We start from the raw sequence: 22,561 nt of genomic DNA on the forward strand, positions 1-22,561 counted from the left end.
TTGAATAGATGACCAAAAAGTTCATGTTGTGATAAATTCAAAAAATAATATATGGAATTATCCCGTCGCACATTCCTTGGATCTACTGCCGGACTTATTGCAATTAGTTCCGGGTGTGTTTCCCAATTCACTTCCTCTACAAACGACGACGAATACGCTCGATTAATCGTTGTTAACGGAACTGATAAGAGCATTACGGCAAATATCAAAATTACTCCCTCTAAGTCCGGTAATGATGCTCCAATTTTTGAAGAGCAATTGATTATCTCTCCAGAAGAAGATGAACGGTTTGACGGAATTCTTGAAAGAGGTATTGAGTATACGTTTATTGTTGAAACAAATCTTGGATTGAAAGAAACAGATACATTTACGGCCTGCCGGCAAGGTGATAGTGGGTGTTATATCGAAATATTCCTCTCAGAAAATGAGATCAGCATGCGTAAAATATTCTCATAATGTGCTTAGTCTAAACCCCAATAATCCATATAATACCGGATGTCGGTTACTGAACAACTATGGAAATCACCTCGACGGGTTCTATAGTCGCTGGTTCCACCCGAGCAAGTCTCGTTCCCTCGGTTCCCCATAACAGTGTGTTCAGCGACCCCCCAAATTTCATGTCGAGGATGTCGGCCACCGTATAAATGACCTACCTCATGAGTTTCTAAGTCTGCAGAAAGTGTGAATGAGCTATACGCTACACAATCATCTGCATCAATGCTACCTGCAGCAAACCATATACGCGAATCAAATGGCGTTGGTCCACCGCCCGGAGCAAGTCCGGCAGTAGCACCGGGGAAATTACGGGAATCTCTTACGAGTATAGCATCGTACGTGTGCAACTCAGATTGATAATTGGTGTCCATATAATCCACAGCTTGCCTCCTTGCATCACTAATATCAGATGGTGAGTTGAGTACAACTGGAGAGGAATAATCGGACGTGGCGAACATCTGGTATTTTCCTGTGGAATCCTTAATGTAGCTGTTCCAGTTCGTTTCGATATGGGTTGCCACATCCGACAGTTGCCCGCTTGAGTATCCGTCATTTTTATACTCTTGAGTCGGGAGCACGAGTAAATTGGTCATTTATTTACCTCCGTTAACTACTTGAATCCCGTAGACGTTTTGGTCTGGATACTCTGTAATTTCGAGTGACCTGTGTGTCGCGCTTCCAGTGACTGAGGTGGAGACAGATTCGTCGGTGAAGTTCTTCTTCATAATGTCTAATGATTTAATTGAGGTGGGCGTTTTTGGGAATAGCGTTTGAGACGGATGCGCAAGAATGGTTTTCTGACCGTAGTTACGCACATGTGCTTCAACTCCCAAGTCTGTACGAGTAGTTTGAGCACTTTCTCCGGCAGGAATACGCTTAGTGTCGCCGTCCACCGACAGCTCAATGTCGGCTCCAGCATACTTGATTGAAACTGGCGGAGCGTCGATCTCATCTAATTGGGTGTGATAGGCTGGATTTAGTGGGAGGACTGGGAGATTTCGAATAACTTTGTTACGGGAAACAGCCTCGATTCCAGTTGTCGTTTCAAGAACTACATCTGCGTGTTGGAGTTGTTGAGACGCAGAATCGTACGAGGATATCACGAGAGTTTGCGAATCCTCAACATTTCCATGCAGCGGCTGAACTTGCGGAAAATCAGTACATGTTGACAAGAGTCTACCCTGATACGCTTTGTCATCTGCTCGCATCTCTAGTTTAACAAATTCAATATTTTTGATGAGGAGGTTCTCACTTGCCCCCGCCTGAAGTACCAGTGGCAACTTTCCAACTGTGTTACTCCCAATGGCTAGACCCAATCCTGCGAGAACGCTTCGTCTTGTTGTAATGTCCATACAATATAATATTAAAAATTTAAATATATAATAATTTCTATTTTGATGTTTAAAATATTATTTGGTAAGGATGCCTAGGTAGATGACTGTTAGCATAACTAAAACTCGTTTGAAGCATGGGTCTAAGAATAGAAAATAGACCAGTGAATAGGATAATCCCGATATCTATCGGCATCTGTGATGTTGTCTACGAATTACGTACAATTGCTGTCGTTGACAACGGAAGTCACACCTACTCTGAGAAAACGGAGAGGTTACTGCACTCTTATTAATTCGTCAATAATGAACGTCGGCGGGGACGATCCAGAGGTCCTCACTCTCTTCGAGGAGCCGATCCAGGTGCTCGCGATGCCGGATACCGGTCGCGTGCTGGTCGTACAGAAACACCGACGGCCCGTCGTAGGCACCGACTTGGTGGAACGCGTGCCGAGCGAGGTCCTCATCGCGCATGATCTCTTCGTCGGAGAGCTCCTCGATGGCTTCCTTCACGCGTTCGAGATTGCGCTCGAACTCTTCTTTCGTCGCCTCCCACCCACGCTCGAGCAGGTCCTGGCCGTCGTCGGAGTCGACAGGAACCGCAGTCGGAAGCTCGCCCCACCGCGCTTTGCCCGCAACGGACGTGTCCTCCTCCTCGAAAGTCACGTAGTAGTCAAAGACGGCGCCGGCGTGCGGGTCCGCGCCGACCAGTCGGTCGAACACCGTCTTTCCGGTGGCTAACGCGTCGTCGTGTGTCGATGCATCTACCAGGGTGTAAATGACCATATGCATCTCAGATCCCTTGTTGCGCCGACGTTCCGGGCATTTTCTCGCGCTCCGGACTGCGCCGGCACCCATCGCCGGCGCTCAAAAACGAACTCGATACTCCCGATTTCAGGAATCCTCCACCCGCTCGACGGTGATTGTCAGATCCCCCGACTCGTAATCGGCCTCGAAGTCGACGGTAAACGCGTCCGATTCGGAGGCGGCCTGATAGGCTCGATGGAGTTTGAGTGAACCAGTCGCCTTGAAGTGGAAGAACGCAGCTGCGGTGTAGGGCTTGCTCTGGGTTTCGATTTGTGTCTCGACCGAGGCAGGGAGCGCGATCTGTGGCGTGTCGGTGTCGATACTCGCTGCGAACGCCTTCGCCTCCTCGACAGTTGCTTTCGAATGCGCTGGTGTCTGGCCGGTCAGCACGTTCACTGGCGTCTCTGTGTCGTCTGTGAATAGGACGTCTTCGAAGGTCTGTGTCCCGAGAACCGCGCCGGGGTCCAACTCGCAATCGTGGAACGGATCGTCGGCTAGTTCCTCAGTCATGGAATCATGAGCCCATGAGGGCTCAGTCCTTCCAGCCCTCGAAAAACAGCAGCTGCCTCGAAGCAGGTTGTCCTACGAGTGGCTGAACGACAGCTACCGCTCAATCGGCTCGAGGGGCCTGAGGTCCGCGTGGAAGACCTCTCCGTCGCGAACGACGTACCGCTTCGCCAGGACCGGGAAGCGACATTTCGTGAACCCAGCTGTCTGGATGTCGAGTTCTTCGTCTGACTCGAGATAGTCGGCAAGCGTCCGGAGGAACTCGTGGGTCACGATGCCGCCATCGTAGTCCGGAAGCCCGTTCTCTAAGGCTTCGTAGATCTCGAAATCATCGTAACCCCAAATGGTGAGTTCGCCTTCTTCAGTGACCTCCCAATTGAGCGTCCCGAAGCAGTGGTTCTCGCAGAGCTCGCGGACTGCCCGAGGATTCGATACGATTGCGCCGGTCGACGTCGTCGCAGCTTGGAGTGTTGCCATTGGTTGTACTCAAGGGCGTTTTCCTGCCCTCGCACCTCTTTTGGGGGTGACAAACCCGGCTTGGAGAGACGCGGGATCGCTGTTTCGCGGCTGTGGATATCCTCAGGAGTCGATAGTGGCGTCAGCTTCTTCCGAAGCACCGGGTCGGGTGAGTAGTCCCACCTGTTTCAGAAGCGTCGTCGCTTCAGCGATTCGTTTTCGGTCGGGGGCATCCAGTTGCTCGATATCGATGCTGTTGAGGTTACTCAGAGCGCGATGCAGTCGATATCCAGGTGTGTCTCGTGGGTCCATAATGCGCGCCTCACCGACTCCCGGCGCAGAAAAATGAGCCGAGGTCGTTGAGGTCTGCCGCCAGGTCCTGATCCAGTCTTAACCAACAACGTCCGGTATATGCAAGTTACGTTGGTTAAGGTGTTGTTCTGCCGGATATCCTACCGGGGATTCGGTCCGTGACGAGGTGACTGACACACCTGGCACTCCCACATCGGCTGGCCAGACCACTCGTCATCTGGGATAGACTCGAACTCCTGGAATTGATGCACAGTCTTCCGATCGCACTTGCGACACTCAAGACGTGTTTTCGAGGGAGTACTGGGTTGACGATCCTCTGAGTGCTCGTCGTCGACGGCTCGCTGGAGTGCAATCGCTGGCACCAACCAGACGTCGCTATCGGCCCTCTCGAGTAGGGCTGTAAGTCGATCTTCCTCACGAACGTCGCGTCCTCCCTCCTCGTAGAGGAACGTCGTGTGCGCCCCCTCACGCTGCGACCGTGTCGACTCTGTCCCTCCCGTCCGCTCACGAGCGACTGTGAGTAGCTGTTCACCGCGCTCGGAGGTAACTCGAACTGCTTCGGGTAGCGAGGGCCACTTGTCGGCCAGCTGTGTGGCGGGCTCCGTATCAAGGTCGTAGATCAGTTGGCAGCCGTCGACCGCTGGATCCCTGTCAGCCTTGGTGAGGAGCGTGGCCGCAGCAGCACCCTTCGCGACGGCAGCGTAGAATGTCGACGCCTCGACGAGCAGATGGACGACATGGAGTAGTGTCCATTCAGTATCCGGGGTGCGACTATCGTCGGTGGTTCCATCGAGATGGTTCGAGAGGCAGAACCGACACTTGGTACGGCTCGCAGGAATCGACGCCCCGCACGAGGAACATTCGCTCCGTGTCGATCTCGTTCGATCTGGATACGAATCCGGCCCCTCTCTTCGCTGTCCCTCTGATCGCCCAGCCTTCCCTCGTCCAGAAAGCTCGTCGTCGGGAACGCGAGTCGCTTCACCAAGTGGTCGTAGTTCCTCAAAATCAGATTGACGTCCATTCATAGAGTCGTCTGGCAGCACCTTCCCTCGTCTCTGTATTTAAATCTCAGCCACCAACGCCGAACTCGAATCGGCACAAAACTCGCAGACAGCGTCTTCAGATCGCCAATTCGTTCAGCGTGTCTCGATGCGACCGGATGGTCGTTGCAGTAACGCTCGCCACCTCAGCGACTTTCTCCTGCGTCAGCCATTGTCCTTCTTCGCAACCCGCCTTGTACAGACAGGCGGCTGCGAACGCCGACGGTTTGACGCCCGACGCTGCTCCTGTCGATTCCGACTGTTCAGCCAATCTCCGAGCTCGCTGTCGGATGTCCGCTGGAACATCCATTTCTGACGCGAGGCGGGGAATGAAATCGCTCGGTCGAACAGGCTGGGCCGGTAGTCCGAGTTCTGTATTCAGCGTCTTGTAGGCACTTTTGACTCTCGATTGTTCGACGCGTGCTGTGTCGACGACGTCGTCGAGTAACCATGTGTGGCCGTTACAGCGACTGGCCCCGTAGATGCTTGCTGCCGCTATCGCCTCGATTGATCGGCCTCGAAGCAGGTCTTCGTTCTGAGCGCTCCGGAATAGCTGACACGCCTGGTCACGGACCGAATCTGTACGCTCGAGGGCGCTGGCGATTCTTCGTACTTCACCCAGCCCGTGTGCGAGGTTTCGCTCGGCTTTCGACTGGAACCGACCACGATTCTGTTCCCGGCGCATTCGGGACAGTCGCTGGCGCTTTTGCCCAGAGAGTTCGTTTCCGTTCGCATCTTTCCGGCGACCGATCTCCGTCGACAGTCCTCGGTCGTGACGTGCTGCAGTCAGTGGAGCGCCTGTCCGCTTTCGCTGGTCCTGATCGTGAGTTCTCCATTCCGGACCGCGGTCGATTCGTTGTTCGTCAATAACGAGTCCACAGTCCTCGCAGATGGTTTCAACGCTGTTCGTTCTCACCTGGCCCGTACACTCTGGACACGGCGTGGTTCCGTCGTTCGATACGTCCTCGTCGAATCCGCTCTCGTAGATGTCTCTCGTCGCCATTGGTAGTTCGCGAGGTGTCTTGTCTGCACCCCGCACCCCTTACAGGGGAGATAAACACCCCTCGAGCGGGCTGGTGGGGATCGATTGACGTATTGAATCACTTCGGGAGGTTCTTTCGACCGATTCGCACGAAGTCCCCGAATGGGAGCTACCGGATAGTTGGTCGCAATCGCACGTGTCTGGCTTTGCTTAGAGAACTCGAAAACTCGTTCCAGGTGTTCCGGAAGCAGATTCAGCGACGGCTTGACTGAGAGCTCTGTATTTTCCCTTAGATTGATATTTGTGTTCTACGGATTGCTCGGTAATGCCTCACGACCTCAACGTCAGTCTCAATTACAACAAAGACGTTCAGGACATCGTTAGCGAGATCGAATCCGGGAAACTTGTTCTACCAGACTTTCAGAGAGATTTTGTCTGGCCTACCAAACAGATCGGAAAACTGCTCGAAAGCATCCTGAACGGGTATTACATCGATACTCTGCTCACACTACCGGTATCCGGAGATCCCGATAACATACCATTCCCACCAAGAGATGTTGCCGGTGTGCCTTCTTCCCAGACAGCGAACAACATGGAAATGGTTCTCGATGGACAGCAACGAATTTCCAGCATTTATTACGCCCTGACCGCACCGGACCTGCCACTGGATAACACCACGTACCCCCAGCTCTTCTGCCTGAAATTCAGTAAGATTGTCAACGGCGAATTCGACGAAGATACAATTACCTGGAGAAGAAGAGACTGGGACTCCTCCCAGAGACTAATCGACAACGATTACGAACTCCAAATGGAACGGGACCTAATCCCGTTCACTGTCTTCCGAAGCAAAGATGCATTCGAGGAGTGGCGCTGGGGCCTAGAAGACTACGCACAAAGCCACGATTCCGTTACCAGAGAAGACATTCAGCAATTTGAACGAAATACGGGTACATTCCGCGGCTACGACATCCCGATTATCGAACTAGACCCGGACACACCTGACACGGTCGTGGTTCAAACCTTCGAACGGATCAACACTCAAGGCCTTGATTTAGGAGTGTTCGACATTTTGACAGCACGTCTTTACCCTTCACCGCATAATATCAACCTGAGAGACCTGTGGGACGAATCGATAGACCAGTACCCCCGCATTGAAACCTACTCTGACAACTCCGGTTCGAAAACGGCGCGGGAACGCATCCTAAAAACACTGGCCCTGTACCGCGGCACCGAATGTAAGGATGCCAGCCTTCGTGAACTCAAGCCCGACAACTTCGAATCCGACTGGAAAAGCGCAGCCTCAATAATTGATCGAGCACTGGAGAAAGCAAAATCCACTGAAGTGGGCGGGCTCGGTGTCACAGAAAAATATGGATTCCCCTACGGTTCAATACTACCCACAATTGCAAATCTGATATACCTCGCAGAAGAGGGCGGCACCTACCCGAATCAAGAAGCATTAGAGAAAATCAGGCAATGGTACTGGGTAAGCACCTTCTCAAGAAGGTACAGTGGAAGCTCCGACACTATCTCATACCAGGACTACAACGAAGTCAAAGACTGGATTAAAGGCAGCCGCAGCGAGCCACCAGAAGCCATCCAAGAAGGAAGGAACCTGATACCGATTGAACTCAGCTTGGACACCACAACCCGCGGTGGCCCCTACGACGGCGTGATGAGCCTGCTGGTTCTGAACGGGGCTAAAGACTTCGGCACCTTCGAAAGCATCAACGTCCACCAAGTCGACGACCACCACATCTTCCCCAACGCCCAGCTCAAAAATGGTCTGAACGGGAACTCCTACGACAAGACAGAGCGGAACAAGATACTGAACCGTACCATCATCCAGTACCGCAACAACCGGTTCAAATACGGTGATGATCTTCCCAGCGTCTACATCCCCGACATGATAGAAGAACACCCACGGGGTGAACAGGGGGTCCGCGAACTTCTACAAGGCCACTTCATCAACGACGAAGCCTTCCAAGCACTCCTGAACGACGACTACGAAGCGTTCTGTGAATCCCGAAAACAAGCCATCAGACAAACCATCGAAGACAAAACGAAGATGGACCTCGACTGGTCCGTCACCGAAGCCAGACTTCAATAACTGAATCTCGGTTCTCGGATTAGTTCTGTTCCTCTATCAGATCAGCAATCTCTCGTAGCGACGCCGCAGTATCTCTCAATGTGTCTCGATAAATATCCCTAAATCCGGTTGAGTCCTCTGGGTATCCCATTGTTTGGACTGCTCGACTCCAACCGCCAGTTACCCTCCGATGGCTATCTTCCTGTCTAAAATCATGTACCGCATTAATTGGTGTTAGTATCTCATTGGCTTTGTCGGTGTCCGATAACTCTCTTACGAACTCCCACAAAGCCGACTTTTCTCCTTCTATATCATCCTCATCTACGTCATCCGGCAATTGAGCTTCCAAGTTCCCTTTATCAAGGTTCTCCACTACAACCTCATCGACTTTCGACATCACATCCAACAACGCTTCACGCTCATTTCGCGGCAAGGTCATCAACCGCTCAGCATCAAGCTCCTCACCAGTTTCTCTGTAAAGACGTCGACCGTAGGCTTCTTCGAAAGCAGCATCAAGCTCGGTCACCGCGTTAATCACCGCTTGTGCAGGAGACTCTGAGTCAACGAATTCTGCCTTAATATAATTAGTAATCATCTCCTCGGGGATTTCACCTCGGGGAGATGTGTTGTGCTGGTACCAGTGAGGGATCTCCTCATCGGGTATCTTTGCTAGATCATCGACAATAATCACAATCAGGTCTTCATCATTCCGATACGCTCGGAGCGACATCTTGTCCAACCACTCGATTTGTAGACCTTGTCTGGACCATTCGGAAACCGAGCCCCGGCTATCAGACTTGTACTTTTCCAGTACTTCCGGATCAAAGAATGTCCAACCGAAGAAGTTCAGAGCCTCATCTACGTCTTCAGCGCCGATCGCGGGTCTTCGATATCCTGCTTCCGCAAACCCGTCTTCCCTCATCGCCTCCTGCTTTGTGAATCGGTATCCTTGCTTCGTTTCAAATTTCAGGTTCTCTCTTGATTCCCGAAGCGTTTCTTCATGGCTGTAAGGAATATCGGAGGGATGAATAGGGCAAAACCAGTGTAGTTCGTAGCCCGGCATCGTTCTTCGGACACCACGGGTTGCTTTACCGCCCAGTATTCCGAAACTTTCTCTATCTTCATCAGGGAGTTGGATATCTTCCTCTGTAGATTTCACATCCCTTGACTGGAAGTATGCAAGTACCAAGGCACTGCCTCGCTCCTGCAGATAATCCTTGAGGAAGGAAGCTCGCACTTCCAAACTCAGAATTGTATCATCGAGCCCCCAGTGGTCAGACTGCGAGGAAAGGTAATTCCACTTATCCGCGGGAAAACGGACCACTTTCTCGTCTGTATCGTACCTCTCGAAGTTCCGTTTCTCCCTTTCAATGAGTTTATGATATTCGACGAAACCGGTATCTACCAGAGGAGCGTCCTTTGTGAACTTCATCACGAAACGCTTGGCTTCTATACCGTCTATGCACTGCGTGAGATCCTCTTCCCAGTACTCCTCTCCTCTACGCGAGCCATACGCCATCGGGTAGAAATCGAATTTAGGAATCTCTCCATACGGTTCGATACCTAAAAACGCGTCTAAATCCTCCTGATCAATTAAGAAACAGTGAATCCTGAACCCCTGATCGACCACTTCTGATTCCAAATCTGTAGTTTTGTGGCCGGTTCTGTAGACCGTGATCCACCCATCGTCAATGGGATCAAATTGGTCTCTGTCTTCGAAGGCCAGCCACGAGTTTATATCTGGGACATCTCTTGAATCCTCGACCAGGTCGTACATTCTTCACATAGATGGTGTCAAAATAGCATCTTAAACGTTTTCAGCAGTTACGGGGTGAGATTGAAGATCTACAACAAACACCGACTTCTCAAGCACACGGATATCGAGTTCAATTGGAGAAGTAGACAGCACCAATATCGGGGACTGGAATTAAGCAGCGTTGGCTACTTCATTTATTTCAGCCTGTATCAACAAGTGGTGGCATGGCTTCGGTACGCGCAACCACGACGTTGAAGGGCCACCACGCGATACATGCGGAGCTGTTCCGTGATGAGGCGAGACGTGTTGAAGCACTATACGACTCCGTTGACCCCAACACCGGTTCATCCTCCATTCCCAACGACGACAAGACGAAGCATCGCGCCTTCTGCATGAACTCAATCGTCAGCACAGCTTGCTTCCTAGAGGCCACAGTCAATAGCCTGTACTGGGAGCTCTGGGACGACATCCGCCTAATAAATGATGGAAAAGACCCGATACACTACCCAGACAAAACGGAATTCCGTCAGAACATCGAGGAAGCAGAACTCAATCCTGAGCAGGGACAAAAGAAGCTCACGAACCGGTTAGACAATGCTGGGATTCTCGGGAAGTACAATATCTTCTTAGACGTCAACGGATTCGACGAATTCGAAAAAGACAGCACTCCCGCAGAACCTGTCGCTCGCATTCTAGACATCCGGAATGAACTCGTGCATTTTGAGCCGAGATGGATTGAAGGTGGTGAGAAGGACTACACCGAGAACGAGTACGGGATAGAAGAACAACTTGACGGTCGGTTTGACCTGAACCCGCTCATACCGAGTGGGAACGCATTCTTTCCCAGCCAATGCATGAGCTACGGCTGCGCTGAATGGGCACTTCGCGTATCAAAAGGATTCGTCCGGCAGTTTTCGATTAGGATTGACCTCCAGATCCACCCCGATCTTCCACTGCCATACTGAACCCGCGGGACACGAATATCGTCTTCCGGGCCCTTCCAAACCACAGTGGTCTATGTGAGGTTTGACTGAGACGCCAGCAACTCTTCCAATTTGTCCACTATCCCCTCTTCATCAACTTCACATAATCGTTCTTACGCAGAGAGCTGTTCTTCCTGTTCGCTCTGCTGTTCCAGATTCATCGGACGACCGCAATTCCGGCATTCGCTGTGTCTCCTCTGGTTGATGATGCCGTAGAATGGACAACCCACCGAGTCATCCCCTCCTTCTCTGGTGTTGAGGCTACATTCCTCACGGATCGCTTGGTTCATACACCGGTTAGTACACTTCGATAGAAGCAACCCTTCGTGGCCACGGCCGTGTCGGGGTTAGCACAGTCTTGAAGACAAATTGGTCACTTCCCCTACTATGGGGAGTTCGGAAAGTGGATTGAAGGAGCGGGTTAGAGAGTGTGTGGATGGTTTCGTTGAAACCGTTCGTGAGGAGCAAGATTTCGTCCCGAAACTCCGAATTGCCGCAGGAGATCGGATGGACAGGAAAGAGAAAATCATTGATGAGCCTTCCCGGATTATTACGTTCTATTCTTCACGCCAGCAGGAGTTCTTCGAAGAGACTGCAGAGTGGATGCACGAGACCGGAAACGGATTTGGTCTTAACGATCCTGCTGAACCTGATGACGAAGACGTTGTATTTCTCGGCGCACCGGAGGACTACGAGCCCCCTGAGGAGCCTAATCTATTCTCCTACGTTAACGCGCTTTTCAACTTCGCTGGCACAGTGATGGATTATTCGGGAGGTTACGTGGTCACGGATAGAGGGTTCGATCGAGCATACGAGGAACACTGGCTTCCGAAGTACGAGACGGGGCTGGAAACCTTCGAGATCATCATTCCACTTCACCTATTCAACATTCCACGAGACGACGAAGCAGTTATCGAATTATCGCCAGAATTTGAACTCCGTCGAAGACGTCACAATTTCTATCGAGTTGAATCACTCCGGATCTGCCCCATCACCGATTCAGAAAGGCTGGGTGTCCATACATCCTCAGCGGGTGGAGGGGAGCGGTTCAGTCTCAACCCTGTTGACGCCTGTGAGTACAAAATCCATGCAGAGATAGCGGCACGAGAACCTGAAGGCACTCTGTATGATCCAGGGGAAGAAATTGGAGAACGGTTAGCGACCGCACTACGGCTTTTTGACCCCGACCCAGAAACAGGAGACCTGATCGTGGGCACATCCTTCCGACAAGAACCCAGTTGGCTTGAATTCAGAGAGGGAATCCCCGACTTCACAGTAATCGGAGACGCACACAAAGACCGAACACAACGGCAAGAAGCATACCTTCTGTATCCAGACTCCGTTGATGAACTCACCGAGTTTTGGGGACACCACTGTCGACGAATTCGTCTTGATAGGGACGGTCAGTTCACGCGTTCAATTCAACGCTTTAACGAGATCTGGTCGAAGCGGTTCTACGAAGATCAGCTCCTTGACTGTCTAATCGGGCTTGAGGGGCTTCTTCTCCAAGGAGTTGGATCGGGGAGCTCGATTACCCTCCGACTCAAACTGCGTGGAGGCCAGATATTGCATGATAGGCTATCTTACGAACGGGAGTACATCCAGAAGTTCCTACAGGATATCTACTCACTCAGGGGGGATATTGTGCACGAGAATCAGTATCTTGCCGATGTTTTAGAGCGGAATAGCCGTTTGAAGGTACTAGACGAGAAGTTCGACCATCCGAAAGATGTAGTGGCTGAAGCGCGCCGCTTCATGGGCGCTTCTATCGTCGCTTATATGGACTTGACTGAGAAGACCGGACTAAGCATCGACGAGATCGGCGAGCTGATGGATGACGCGGCCCTTGGTGTGGACTCGTCTGAGTTATTCGGCTAACTCTTGGATTTATCTCGACGGTCTTGAGTCACGACGTCGTATTAGAACCGGATATCGTCGCCATTTCGACCTTGGGCTCCACACCTGTGTTGCCGGATCCGCTCTGGCAACCCGACTTTTCCGCAAACGGGACACTCTTGCAGGGGCGTCGGCGGTAAGTCCTCCCAGGCGTCCAGCGCGGCATCTAGCTGTGCCTTGACGACGGGAGATGTGGTCGCTCGTTTCGCTTCTTGAAGATGAATTCGAAGTCGTTCACGGGCTGTAAGAGTAATCTCCTTGGACATACTTCGGTGAGGGCACGCTATTGCTGTGCCCTCCGCCCTTCAGAGGGCAGAAAAACCCACTCTCTATGGTGATTACGGGACCATCGACGTTCACCAGTTGAATCCTCGAGAACACTGAGTCTGATGTACTCATTTTAGTCTCAAGGTGACCGGTTCGTATCCGGCCTAAGTGGCGAGACTCGTTCCCAGAGGCGATGATGCTGAACGCACACCGTCACGAGATTCTCAAGCCGGTTGGCCCGCTCGAAGTCCACATCGTCGTCCCTGTCCTCGAATGAACTAAGCGGCTGGATATGGTGAACGTGCAGCCCCTTCCCGAACGCCTCCCGATGGGCGGTCTGTGACCAGTCACACCCCGGCGTTTGACATACGTAGCTGTCTCGCTCAAGCGCCTTCGCCCGCTGTGCCTTCCAGTTCGGCCCGTAGTATCGTCGCTTATCCTTTGAGTCCGCTTTCCAGTTGCCGTTGGCAGGGCCTGATGGACGACCAACGGGCTCGTGGCCAGCAGCTCGAACTGCGGCCTGCCAGCCGTCCCATCGATCAAAATAGCACCGACAAGAAAACCGACCGTACTCGTCCATATCGGTCGCTGTCGGAACCTTCCCCAGTGCCTCAACGAGTGTTCGGATTTCATCGAGGAGGACATCGTCGGGGATCCCATGTTCGGAATGTGGCTCAAACCCAGCAGCTGCTAGTGCTTCATTCCAACTCCCAAACAAATTTTGCGCAAGGCTAACGGAGAAATCCCCTTGTTCACGGTACTCTGGCGATGTCGGTGGACGTCCAAGTTTTGTTGCGATTGTTCGGATGTCCTCTTTGACGTCCGCCGACGGAATGTCGTATCTGATGTTCGGCGATAATCCAATTTCCCGTAAAGCATTTCCCCAAGTATCGAACCGTTGCCTTACACAAGCCGCAGAATACGCACCTTGCTCGTCCATCATCTTCATTGTCGGTGGCTGCCCTGAGACGTTCGCCAGCCGCTGGAGTTCGGCTAGTAACTCTTCCTCACTGATCTTGATCTGATGCGCTCGTTTGTGACCGCCCTTTGCACCTGGTGTTTCGAACTCGGCTCCACAGGTCTCACACGTATACACTCGCTTCTCTGAATCCATCGAAAATCAGGACGCCGACGATACGTCAGCGCCTCGCCACTTCCGGCGCAGAAAAACTCTCTCTCTGGTCGGTCTTTCGATACGGGCCTCCGCGAATCCTTGACCTCCATAATAAGGTCGTGGCTGCGGGCGCAGCGCAGCGAGTACGGAGCGGAGGGTGGGGAGGTGGGGTCAGGGTCGGTCCGGCACGTAACAAAAAAAAAGAAGGTGTGACGACCGGCTATTCCCACCACTGACCGCGCTCGGGGAACATCACGGTGCTCCACCCGGTCAGAGCCACTGAGACGCGCCCGTTGTACCAGTTCTTCGCCGCGCCGTGAATGCGAACTCGTTCGCCTTCTTCGATCCAGGGCTGGTCACTCGCCACCCACGACGTCAGCTTCGTTTTCCCACTGTCGTCCTCGATGAGTCCGACTTGTTGAATGGCTGGTGAGTCACTATCCCAGAGCACCTCGACCTGACCCTCAATGCTCACTTCTTTGCGATTGACGTCCTCGAGCTTCCCGATGGGAACCACCGTCCCGGGTGCTGTCTGCAACTCCTCGAACACCCCGACGACCGCGCTCATCAGGTCTTTCCCACCGACCACGGCTTCACCCAGCCGCCGACCAATCGCCGCTCGCGACCAGCCATCCAGTTTCTTCGCTAGCCGCATCGACTGCTTGTTCACCACCGCTAACTGCTCTTGTGCGAGTTCTGCACGAGGATCGCCTCGTTCCGGGTCAGCCATCGGGTTCACGCTTGCCGCCCGCTTCTGGAACTCTGCACGCCGCTCAGCGCTCCGCTTCGCCGCGATGTCTCGCGTCCGCTTCTCTCGACCTTCCTGCGTCCCCAGCTCTGCTTGGGCACTGATGCGCTCCAGTTCAGCTTCCCGCGCCCGAATGCGCTCTTCCTGTTCGAGGGTCGCACCGTAGATCCGCTCGTCACTGGTGTCGACCATCCCATCTGGGTGGTTCGCATCGACCTTTGCCTGCACCTCCATCTGCACTGTTGCCTGGAATTCCGGCGTCTCGTCGACGACCTCGAAGCCGTCTTCGTCAACCGCCGATTTGTCCGCTTGTTCGAATGCCAGTTCATCGACCGAAACCTCATTACCAAAGACGTTCTTACTCGACATTGGAGTTCAGCTCCTGAAGGCGCTCACGCGCCCGACACCGCGATGCCCTTACATCGCGGTTCTTCGACGACACCGACCGACAGAACCATCTGCGCGCTCTCGCTCGCGCCTTCGCGAGCGCCCCCTGGGGCGCGAGCGAGAGCGCGCCATAGGGAGGCCACCCAACCAGCACCGCGCGCCGTCCTGCCGAGCGTAGCGAGGCAGGGCTTGGAAGACTCACTCCGTTCGTCTTCCAGCGACCCGCCCGGAGCGAGTGTCCAGCGTTAAGCCGTTTCTCGTGTCCGGCCCGGACTGCGGGTCTGTGTCCAGGGCGACGGTCGTGAGCACGGCGAGTCGTGGTGTGGCTCGCCGTGCGGAACGGCCCAAAGCGCTGGAACGCGAAAGCCCGCGAGGGGCGCAACCGAAAACGCGCTTAATGCTGGCGTCGAGACCAGATTCACTTTAGCCCGGAACGCGGTCGAGTGACGGAGGAACAAGACCGCGACAGCCCGGAATGGTCGGTCGCGAGCGAAGCGAGACGCGACCGCAGAGAGCGTCTCGATGCGAACGGTAAGCAGCGCGAACCGTGAGCAAGCGGAGGGCGGTAGCGGCGAGCAGGGCGAGCCATTACGAATACATCTGCTAGCTGATTAAAATCTTTGTCTTAGTAACAAATCCCGGCGTCCGACTCGGTAAACGTATTGACGAAGTGAGGCCCCCGAAGGCGGCTACGTCGGTACGCAATTCGCGTATCTCGGGAATTATTCGGCTGTAACACTACAGGACGGATGCCACGAGGTGACGACCATCATCGCTAACGAGAGCCGGTCAATGGTTGACAAAGAGCAGATCGAACGGCAGCTCCGATACGCGATGGCTGAGTACGATGTTGGACACCGTTACAGCAAGACAACAATATTCGTAACGCCGGGAAATGTAGACCCAACCTTCAGTGGTCGAGCATACGATGGGGACGCGTGGGCCTCCAGTCGACTTGGGCAATTGAACACGACCCATATCGTACTTCACGAGTATTTGCATACGAGACACGCCTTCGGTGGTGCTTCGCTGGGGGAGATGAGCTGGTTCAATGAGGGGACAACGGAGTATATGACGCTACGACTAATGCTGGGTGCCGAGACGCTTACCCCGCGAGAGTATAACCGCCGTTTGGAGAGAATCGCAGGGAGTCGTGCTGTCCTATCTGACCGGTCAACGTGGACCGATCGCCGTGTACCATACAAACGGGGGGCGTTGTTTAATGCCCATTTGGACCAGCGTATTCGAAACGCCACAGACGGCGAGAGCACGCTCGAAGATGTTGTCGCTGCCGCGAACGCTCAACGAGGGAACCGGTTCCTCCCATCTGAACGCACAGTATTCGATATTGTCGAAAATGGTTCTAATGCAGAGACAGCGGCGTGGGCGAACGATACTGTCGATAGCAGCCAGGCTTTCGGAATCTCCTCAATCCAACAAAAGACCACTCCTGAATGGGAGTACCGGCTCTCAATTGCTCACGAGAATATGAGCAAAAAACCCCTGTTCGGTGTCTTCTTCGGATTCCTGCTCGGAGTTCTGGTGATAGCAATTGCCAACGAATAACACGGTGAGTCTGAGGATGAAAGTCCAGAAAACTCGGAAAACAGCTAGTTAGTCGAGAAGTAAGTCCTATATCAGTGTACAAGTTAGCGACACGACCCTTTAATTTTTCATGGTGGATCCCTTCTGGCGTGGCTGGATCCCTAGGTCGAGGCTTTCATTCGGTATGCCCACGTCCTCGACAGAGCCGGACTTGTGTTGCAAAATACCGAACTGATTTATATATTAGTTCGCTAGTATGCAACAGTATGCTCACAGAAGGCGAGGTTCGCGCCCTTACAGCCCTCCACGGTGAGCAGATGGTCTCTCACCTTGCAACGAATCTCGATCGGAGTCTCAGCTACACCTCAGAACCCCAGCAACGACGTCGACGCAGGTCGGCGAGCGGGTTCGAAGAGTAACGTCAGGCGACGTGGAGACCGGTTCACCGCATCCTTGGCCTGGATCGCACACGCAGGATGCAGTAACCTCGGAGGAACACCCTCACGAACCATGCGCACCATCGGGACTCGCCGGGCCCCATCGACGGTATCCGCTGCAGTGATGTTCAGCCGGTGGTCTCGAACTGTACAATCTCCGGCTCGCCGCTGAGCATATCAGGGATGACTGTATCCTCGTATTGCAGGTAGTGTTCGGTCTCGAGGTGGGCTTCGACGGCCGCCGCGTCCTCGTACTGCTCGATGAATCGAAGGAGATTCGCGTCTTCGACGTCGACATTGGCCCGGTAGTCGATGACGCCCGGCTCCTGACGGCTCTTCTCAGCGATGACCCTCGTTGCTTCGAGCGCTTCGTCTCGATGGGATGGTTCAATGGGAAGGGTTGCATAGACAATCTGCATGGGCAACTCCACGGAGTGCAGTAGTATAAAATCACATCCTCACAGACCGGCATGGAGTCTACCGTCCACTGGCAGGACACTTAGCAGGGCATCGAGAATGTGGTCGAGACCGCGGACAGACATCCAGCGAGCACGAATAAGAGAGCGCTCAAATCGCGATATATTTCTGGACGACATCGGAGTCCATGAGATCCCCCGACTTCAAGTCGTCGACAACGGTGCCTTTTTCCATTACGTAAGCACGTTCGGATGTGTTCACAGTGAACTCTAGGTTCTGTTCGACGAAGAATATCGTCGTCCCAAGGCGGTCGCGAATATCCACCAACGTCTCCCCGATTTGAGAGACGATATTCGGCTGGACACCCTCCGACGGCTCATCAAGCAACAGCAGATCAGGGTTCCCGACGAGTGCTCGGCCGATTGCGAGCATCTGTTGCTCGCCGCCGCTCATCGTCCCTGCCTTCTGATTCTTTCGTTCTTCCAGCCGCGGGAAGAACTCGTACACCTCTTCATACCGATACTCAGTGGTATCATCGTTGACTTGCTCGCCGACCCGGAGGTTCTCCTTGACGGTCAGCCGTGGAAACACATCACGTCCCTGTGGGACGTAACCGATGCCGAGTCGGGCGCGGGCGTCTGCCCCCATGGGCGTGACGTCCTGGTCTTCGAAGGTTATCACCCCGTTCGTCGGTGTGAGGAGGCCAATTACGGTCTTCATCAGGGTCGTCTTTCCGACACCGTTGCGTCCGATTAGTGAGACGATAGACCCCTCGTTGACGTCGAATGAGACCTCTCGGAGGATGGGTGTTTGTCCGTACGAGACGTCGATGTCGGCTAGTGAGAGAATGCTCATCTGTGTATCACTCCTGTCCGAGGTAAATCCGCTGAACCTCTTCGTTGCTCTCTATCTCGCTCACCGTACCCTCCGCGAACACCTGACCGTTGTGAAGCACGGTGACGACCTCTGCGATCTGACGGACGAAGTTGATGTCGTGCTCAACGACCACGACAGTCATTCCTTGGTCAGCGAGGGTCTGAATGAGGTCACCGGTCTCTTCAGTCTCCTCGATGGTCATTCCCGCAGTCGGTTCGTCGAGGAGGAGGAGTTGTGGCTCGATAGCGGTGGCCATCGCGATCTCGAGCCATTGCTGTTGACCGTGCGAGAGATTATCGACCAGCACGTCTTCGTTCCCCTCAAGCCGCACCAGTGCGACCAGGTCCTCGACTTCCGAGCGAATACTGCTCCCATCGTGGTAACGCTGAACAGGAATACGGAGATTCTCCCGGACAGAGAGATTCGGGTAGACGCTGACGTCCTGGAATTTGATGCTCACACCACGGCGTGCGCGTTCGTGTGGCTCGAGATCAGTGATGTCGTCGCCCTGGTAGATGATGTGGCCGTTGGATGGCTGCAGACGCCCCGCAAGCATCTTGAAGAACGTGCTCTTTCCTGCCCCGTTCGGGCCGATAAGACAACGGATCTCCCCGTATGGGATGTTGCAGTCGACATCATCGACAGCAGTGAGACCACCGAACCGCTTGGTGAGCCCTTTTGTTTCCAGGATGTACTCTCCCTCTGCGGCGGCGGTCGCCGCGTCAGAGTCGGTGTCCGTGCTCATTGGTCACCCTCCGGGTTCTGCGCACGGCGTTCCCAGTAGCGTTGAATCGTCGGAACGACACCATCAGGGAGCAGGAGCACAGCGACGAGCAGGACGACGCCCAAGAATATCGTGGCGTACTCGCTGCCGGCAGCCGCGAGTTCGTTACTGAAGAACCGCAGCCCCAGGGTTCCGACGATGGCGCCGATGAGCGTCGTCCGACCACCGACGGTAATCCAGATCACCGGGAGCGCGGCGAACGCAAGCCCCATCACCGGCGGGCTAATGAAGTTGCCAGCGGATGCGTACAGTGCACCACCTAGTCCAGCGAGGCCGCCCGCGGCTGTGAAGACCTGGAGTTTCAGAAGCCGGATGTCGTATCCGAACATCTCGGTCCGGTCTTCGGACTCGCGCGTTGCGACCATCACGTAGCCATAGTTCGAATTGAGGACGTATCGGAGTGCCAGGTAAGTGAGAACGAAGAGAGTAAGGACGAAGAAGTACATGCCGTTGGCGCCTAGTTCAATCGTTGCCGAACCGGCTCCGAGAACGATCGACGGGATCCCTGTCATCCCATTGTACCCGCCGAGCTGTGCCTCACCGATCGCGTATTGCTGGCCAGCTGTCCGCGAGAACAGGAGTTCGAGGATGAGGGTCGTCGCCAGCGTAATGATGGCGACGTAGACGCCACTCACCCGTCCGTAGAACATGAAATAGCCGATAACAGCGGCGACCAAGGCTGGAAAAACGATCGCGACGAGCAGTGCCAGGTTCGTCCCTCCAGTAACGGGGAGCAGATTGATACCGATCACACCGAAGGAATAGCCGCCGATACCAAAGAAGGCAGTCTGTCCGAAGCTGAAGATACCTGAGTATCCCCAGATGACACTGAGACTCAATGCGAGGAAGACCCAGACGAACAGCACCGTCGTCGTGAGGACGGCGTACTCATTCGTGGTGAACGGATAGATGAACGCCAGCGCCGTGAGTGCCCAGAACCCGGCCCAGAATCGGGTTGACGATCCGATTGTGTGCGGGCCTTCGAACCGCTCGAAAACCTGCAGTAATGTTTCCCCGTGTGCGAGTCCATCGGTTTCGTCGAGATTTGTGGTTTCGTCACTCATCGTTTCACTGTCGGATTTTCTCTCCGATATACTCCGAGAGCCCTTCGGGCATGAGACGGATGATGATTATCGCCGTCACGAGCAGCGCGACACGGCCGGCCAGAGCGCCGCCCCACTGTGAGGCACCGCCGTTGATGATCGACAGAGAGAGCGCGCTCGCCGGGACGCCGATCAGAACGTTCGCCCCACCGACGATGACCGTCACGAATGCTTCGATGATGTAGGATCCACCGAGGGTGGGTACCAGCGAGATAGTCGGCGCGAACAGCCCGCCGGCCAGTCCAGTGAGTACCGACCCCAGGAAGAACGTGATCATGTAGATTCGCGAGGTATCGATTCCGAGACTCCGAGCCATCTCCTCGTTCTGGATGGTCGCGCGAGCGTGCAGGCCGTATTCGGTGTAGTTGAACACAGCGTAGACAGCCCCTATGAGGGCAATCGAAAGCCCTGCGAGAACCCACTCGTAAATCGATGCCGAGTAGGTCCCCATGGTAACAGACCCGAAGGGGGTCTCGATGCCACTGGAACTCGGCCCGAAGGCGATGAGTGCCAGTTGTGTCAGCACGAGACTGAGCCCCCACGTCGCCACCATCGAGTCGACAGTCCGATCGTAGAGATGTCGGATGACGAGTCGTTCGACAACGACACCGAGGACACCCGTGGCTACGCCGCCGACGAGGACTGCGATAATCAGAGGGACACCCTGGTGGTAGGAGAGTGCAGTTGCATAGGCGCCGACCATGATGAACTCGCCGTGCGCCAAGTTGATGATGCCCATCATCCCGAAGATGATAGCGAGGCCCAGCGAGACGAGAACTAGTTTCCCTAGCCCGCTGGCAATAACTGTGATCAGATCGAGTACAGTTGACATTAATGCCATATCAGTTCGGTTGGAAGAATTCGCTCGTGGGGTCGTCCCATGTGCTCTCCGAAGCGAGACTGCACCGTTCCTGAAGCCAAGTGGGTTCGACGTTCTCGGTGGTCTCGAGGATCGAGATGCTGTGGTTCTCTTCGACCTTTGCGAGCGCTATGTTGTGGTTCAGGTGGTGGGTCGCTGGATCCAGCGTCGTCGTCCCCTGAGGTGCCTCCACGCTGATGCCCGATTCGAGGGCCTCGTTGACCGCCTGCTGGTCGGTCGTCTCGGCCTGCTCGACCGCTGCCTGGTACAGCAGACACGCCACATACGTACTCTCGGCGTGCTGGTTGATGTACTGAGTCTCGGGAAACATATCCCGGAACCGGCTGACGAAGTCCTGGTTCGCCTGGGACGGGAGTTCCTCGAGGTAGTTCCACGTCGAGTACATGTTCGCAAGCGTTGGAGGGGAGAGCGTCTTGTGCTCGTACGACGCTCCGACCTGGACTGTCGAGGCCATAGGTTTCTGGAGACCGGTGGACTCGGCCTGTTTGAAGTACGAGACGTGGTTGGTCCCGACCAAGAGGCTCATTATCCAGTCCGGATCTTCGTTCTGGACCCGGTCGATGGTCGAGCCAAAGTCAGAGACCGACAGTGGGATGAACTCCTCGCCCACGATCGACCCGCCGTTCTCCTCGACGTAGCGCTGGGCCCACAGCGCCGATATCTGCCCGAAGTTGTAGTCCGCAGCGAGGGTGTAGACGTTGCCGCCGAACTCCTCGACCATGTACTCGACGAGCGGTTTGAGCTGCTGGGTCGGCGTGGGACCCGTCATATAGACGTACTCGTCACAGACACCGCCCTCGTACAGCGCGGGGTAGAAGTACAGCTGTTTGTTCTCATCGATGATCGGCCGGATCGCCTCGCGTGACGCACTCGTGATGCCACCAACCAGCATGTCGACTTCCTCCTCTAAGATAAGCCGACGAGCGAGGTTCTGGTACTGCTGGTTGTCAGATTGCGGGTCGGGTTTGATCAGCTCTACATCCCGGCCCAGCAGACCACCATTGTTGTTCACCTCATCCTGCCAGAGTTCGGCCGCGCTCGTCATCGGAATCCCGTACGTGGAGATCGAGCCACTCCGGTCAGCCAATAACCCAATCTTGATTGCACCGTCGCCTCCTCCACCGAATCCGCCAACACAACCCGCCAAAGATAGGCTCGATCCGAGTGCACCGGCTTTGAGTACAGTCCGTCGGTTCAGCGACCGCCCGCGGTTCTGGTTGCAATTCTGCTTCTCTTTACCGCGACACGTGTCATCGTATGTCATTGTTTGGCAATATGGATAGCTAGTTGATAAAAGTTGTCTACTGAGAACATCAACACAGCAGGTTGCCAATAGAGATCCGCAGCAACAT

General features: G+C 54.3%; 22 protein-coding genes and 1 pseudogene. 6 read left to right on the forward strand and 17 right to left on the reverse strand.

The window, feature by feature from the left end; genetic code table 11:
* Positions 1–51 precede the first annotated feature (51 nt).
* A complete protein-coding gene (locus tag V5N12_RS16575; RefSeq protein WP_332900341.1) occupies positions 52–456 on the forward strand; it encodes a hypothetical protein in 405 nt (134 codons plus the stop codon).
* Between the two features lie 5 nt (positions 457–461).
* On the opposite strand, the gene V5N12_RS16580 is transcribed toward V5N12_RS16575, so the two are convergent.
* The 8 genes from V5N12_RS16580 to V5N12_RS16610 form a co-directional block, all read right to left on the reverse strand.
* Positions 462–1,088 (reverse strand): hypothetical protein, encoded by a 627-nt coding sequence (locus V5N12_RS16580; protein ID WP_332900342.1) that lies wholly within the window; start codon positions 1,086–1,088, stop codon positions 462–464.
* On the reverse strand, positions 1,089–1,847 hold the full coding sequence (locus V5N12_RS16585; protein WP_332900343.1) for a hypothetical protein: 759 nt from the start codon (positions 1,845–1,847) through the stop codon (positions 1,089–1,091).
* A 276-nt stretch (positions 1,848–2,123) separates the two neighbouring features.
* Entirely contained in the window at positions 2,124–2,615 is a 492-nt protein-coding gene (locus V5N12_RS16590; protein ID WP_332900436.1) for a hypothetical protein, read from the reverse strand.
* A gap of 102 nt (positions 2,616–2,717) precedes the next feature.
* Positions 2,718–3,140, reverse strand: a complete 423-nt coding sequence (locus V5N12_RS16595) for a hypothetical protein (RefSeq protein ID WP_332900344.1) — start codon at positions 3,138–3,140, stop codon at positions 2,718–2,720.
* A 93-nt stretch (positions 3,141–3,233) separates the two neighbouring features.
* On the reverse strand, positions 3,234–3,614 hold the full coding sequence (locus V5N12_RS16600) for a hypothetical protein (RefSeq protein WP_332900345.1): 381 nt from the start codon (positions 3,612–3,614) through the stop codon (positions 3,234–3,236).
* Between the two features lie 102 nt (positions 3,615–3,716).
* Positions 3,717–3,905, reverse strand: a complete 189-nt coding sequence (locus tag V5N12_RS16605; protein WP_332900346.1) for a hypothetical protein — start codon at positions 3,903–3,905, stop codon at positions 3,717–3,719.
* 140 nt (positions 3,906–4,045) lie between these two features.
* The gene (locus V5N12_RS17185; protein WP_442904997.1) at positions 4,046–4,930 is read right to left on the reverse strand and encodes a biosurfactant protein 1; all 885 of its coding nucleotides are present in this window, start codon (positions 4,928–4,930) and stop codon (positions 4,046–4,048) included.
* Positions 4,931–5,024: 94 nt separating this feature from the next.
* Positions 5,025–5,948 (reverse strand): transcription initiation factor IIB, encoded by a 924-nt coding sequence (locus V5N12_RS16610; protein WP_332900347.1) that lies wholly within the window; start codon positions 5,946–5,948, stop codon positions 5,025–5,027.
* A gap of 304 nt (positions 5,949–6,252) precedes the next feature.
* Between V5N12_RS16610 and V5N12_RS16615 the strand changes: the two genes are divergently transcribed.
* Positions 6,253–8,037 (forward strand): GmrSD restriction endonuclease domain-containing protein, encoded by a 1,785-nt coding sequence (locus V5N12_RS16615; RefSeq protein WP_332900348.1) that lies wholly within the window; start codon positions 6,253–6,255, stop codon positions 8,035–8,037.
* 19 nt (positions 8,038–8,056) lie between these two features.
* Here the strand turns inward: V5N12_RS16615 and V5N12_RS16620 are convergent, their stop codons facing one another.
* The gene (locus V5N12_RS16620) at positions 8,057–9,793 is read right to left on the reverse strand and encodes a hypothetical protein (protein WP_332900349.1); all 1,737 of its coding nucleotides are present in this window, start codon (positions 9,791–9,793) and stop codon (positions 8,057–8,059) included.
* A 203-nt stretch (positions 9,794–9,996) separates the two neighbouring features.
* On the opposite strand from V5N12_RS16620, the gene V5N12_RS16625 reads away from it, so the two are divergent.
* Both V5N12_RS16625 and V5N12_RS16630 read left to right on the forward strand, forming a co-directional pair.
* A complete protein-coding gene (locus V5N12_RS16625; protein ID WP_332900350.1) occupies positions 9,997–10,737 on the forward strand; it encodes a hypothetical protein in 741 nt (246 codons plus the stop codon).
* 405 nt (positions 10,738–11,142) lie between these two features.
* Positions 11,143–12,633, forward strand: a complete 1,491-nt coding sequence (locus V5N12_RS16630) for a hypothetical protein (RefSeq protein ID WP_332900351.1) — start codon at positions 11,143–11,145, stop codon at positions 12,631–12,633.
* A gap of 424 nt (positions 12,634–13,057) precedes the next feature.
* Here the strand turns inward: V5N12_RS16630 and V5N12_RS16635 are convergent, their stop codons facing one another.
* Together V5N12_RS16635 and V5N12_RS16640 are read right to left on the reverse strand one after the other, a co-directional pair.
* A complete protein-coding gene (locus tag V5N12_RS16635; RefSeq protein ID WP_332900352.1) occupies positions 13,058–14,032 on the reverse strand; it encodes a homing endonuclease associated repeat-containing protein in 975 nt (324 codons plus the stop codon).
* Positions 14,033–14,252: 220 nt separating this feature from the next.
* Positions 14,253–15,149, reverse strand: a complete 897-nt coding sequence (locus V5N12_RS16640) for a DNA-binding protein (RefSeq protein WP_332900353.1) — start codon at positions 15,147–15,149, stop codon at positions 14,253–14,255.
* Between the two features lie 810 nt (positions 15,150–15,959).
* Here V5N12_RS16640 and V5N12_RS16645 point away from each other — a divergent pair.
* On the forward strand, positions 15,960–16,733 hold the full coding sequence (locus V5N12_RS16645) for a hypothetical protein (protein WP_332900354.1): 774 nt from the start codon (positions 15,960–15,962) through the stop codon (positions 16,731–16,733).
* Positions 16,734–16,978: 245 nt separating this feature from the next.
* Positions 16,979–17,095 (forward strand): annotated as a pseudogene (locus tag V5N12_RS16650) (transcriptional regulator TrmB); the annotation flags it as partial.
* A 182-nt stretch (positions 17,096–17,277) separates the two neighbouring features.
* Here V5N12_RS16650 and V5N12_RS16655 read toward each other — a convergent pair.
* The 6 genes from V5N12_RS16655 to V5N12_RS16680 form a co-directional block, all read right to left on the reverse strand.
* A complete protein-coding gene (locus V5N12_RS16655) occupies positions 17,278–17,568 on the reverse strand; it encodes a putative quinol monooxygenase (RefSeq protein ID WP_332900356.1) in 291 nt (96 codons plus the stop codon).
* A 148-nt stretch (positions 17,569–17,716) separates the two neighbouring features.
* Positions 17,717–18,415 carry an ABC transporter ATP-binding protein gene (locus V5N12_RS16660; protein WP_442904998.1) on the reverse strand — a complete coding sequence of 233 codons (699 nt, stop codon included), beginning with the start codon at positions 18,413–18,415 and terminating at the stop codon, positions 17,717–17,719.
* A gap of 13 nt (positions 18,416–18,428) precedes the next feature.
* Complete coding sequence (locus V5N12_RS16665; protein WP_332900358.1) at positions 18,429–19,187, reverse strand: ABC transporter ATP-binding protein; 759 nt, start codon at positions 19,185–19,187, stop codon at positions 18,429–18,431.
* Positions 19,184–20,290: an ABC transporter permease subunit gene (locus tag V5N12_RS16670; protein ID WP_332900359.1), complete on the reverse strand. Its 1,107-nt coding sequence runs from the start codon at positions 20,288–20,290 to the stop codon at positions 19,184–19,186. The genes V5N12_RS16665 and V5N12_RS16670 overlap by 4 nt, the downstream gene beginning before the upstream one ends.
* A gap of 4 nt (positions 20,291–20,294) precedes the next feature.
* The gene (locus V5N12_RS16675; RefSeq protein ID WP_332900360.1) at positions 20,295–21,161 is read right to left on the reverse strand and encodes an ABC transporter permease subunit; all 867 of its coding nucleotides are present in this window, start codon (positions 21,159–21,161) and stop codon (positions 20,295–20,297) included.
* Between the two features lie 10 nt (positions 21,162–21,171).
* Positions 21,172–22,473 (reverse strand): urea ABC transporter substrate-binding protein, encoded by a 1,302-nt coding sequence (locus tag V5N12_RS16680; protein WP_332900361.1) that lies wholly within the window; start codon positions 22,471–22,473, stop codon positions 21,172–21,174.
* Between the last annotated feature and the right edge of the window lie 88 nt (positions 22,474–22,561).

The organism is Haladaptatus sp. CMSO5 (genome assembly GCF_036689885.1).
Taxonomy (GTDB): domain Archaea; phylum Halobacteriota; class Halobacteria; order Halobacteriales; family Halococcaceae; genus QDMS2.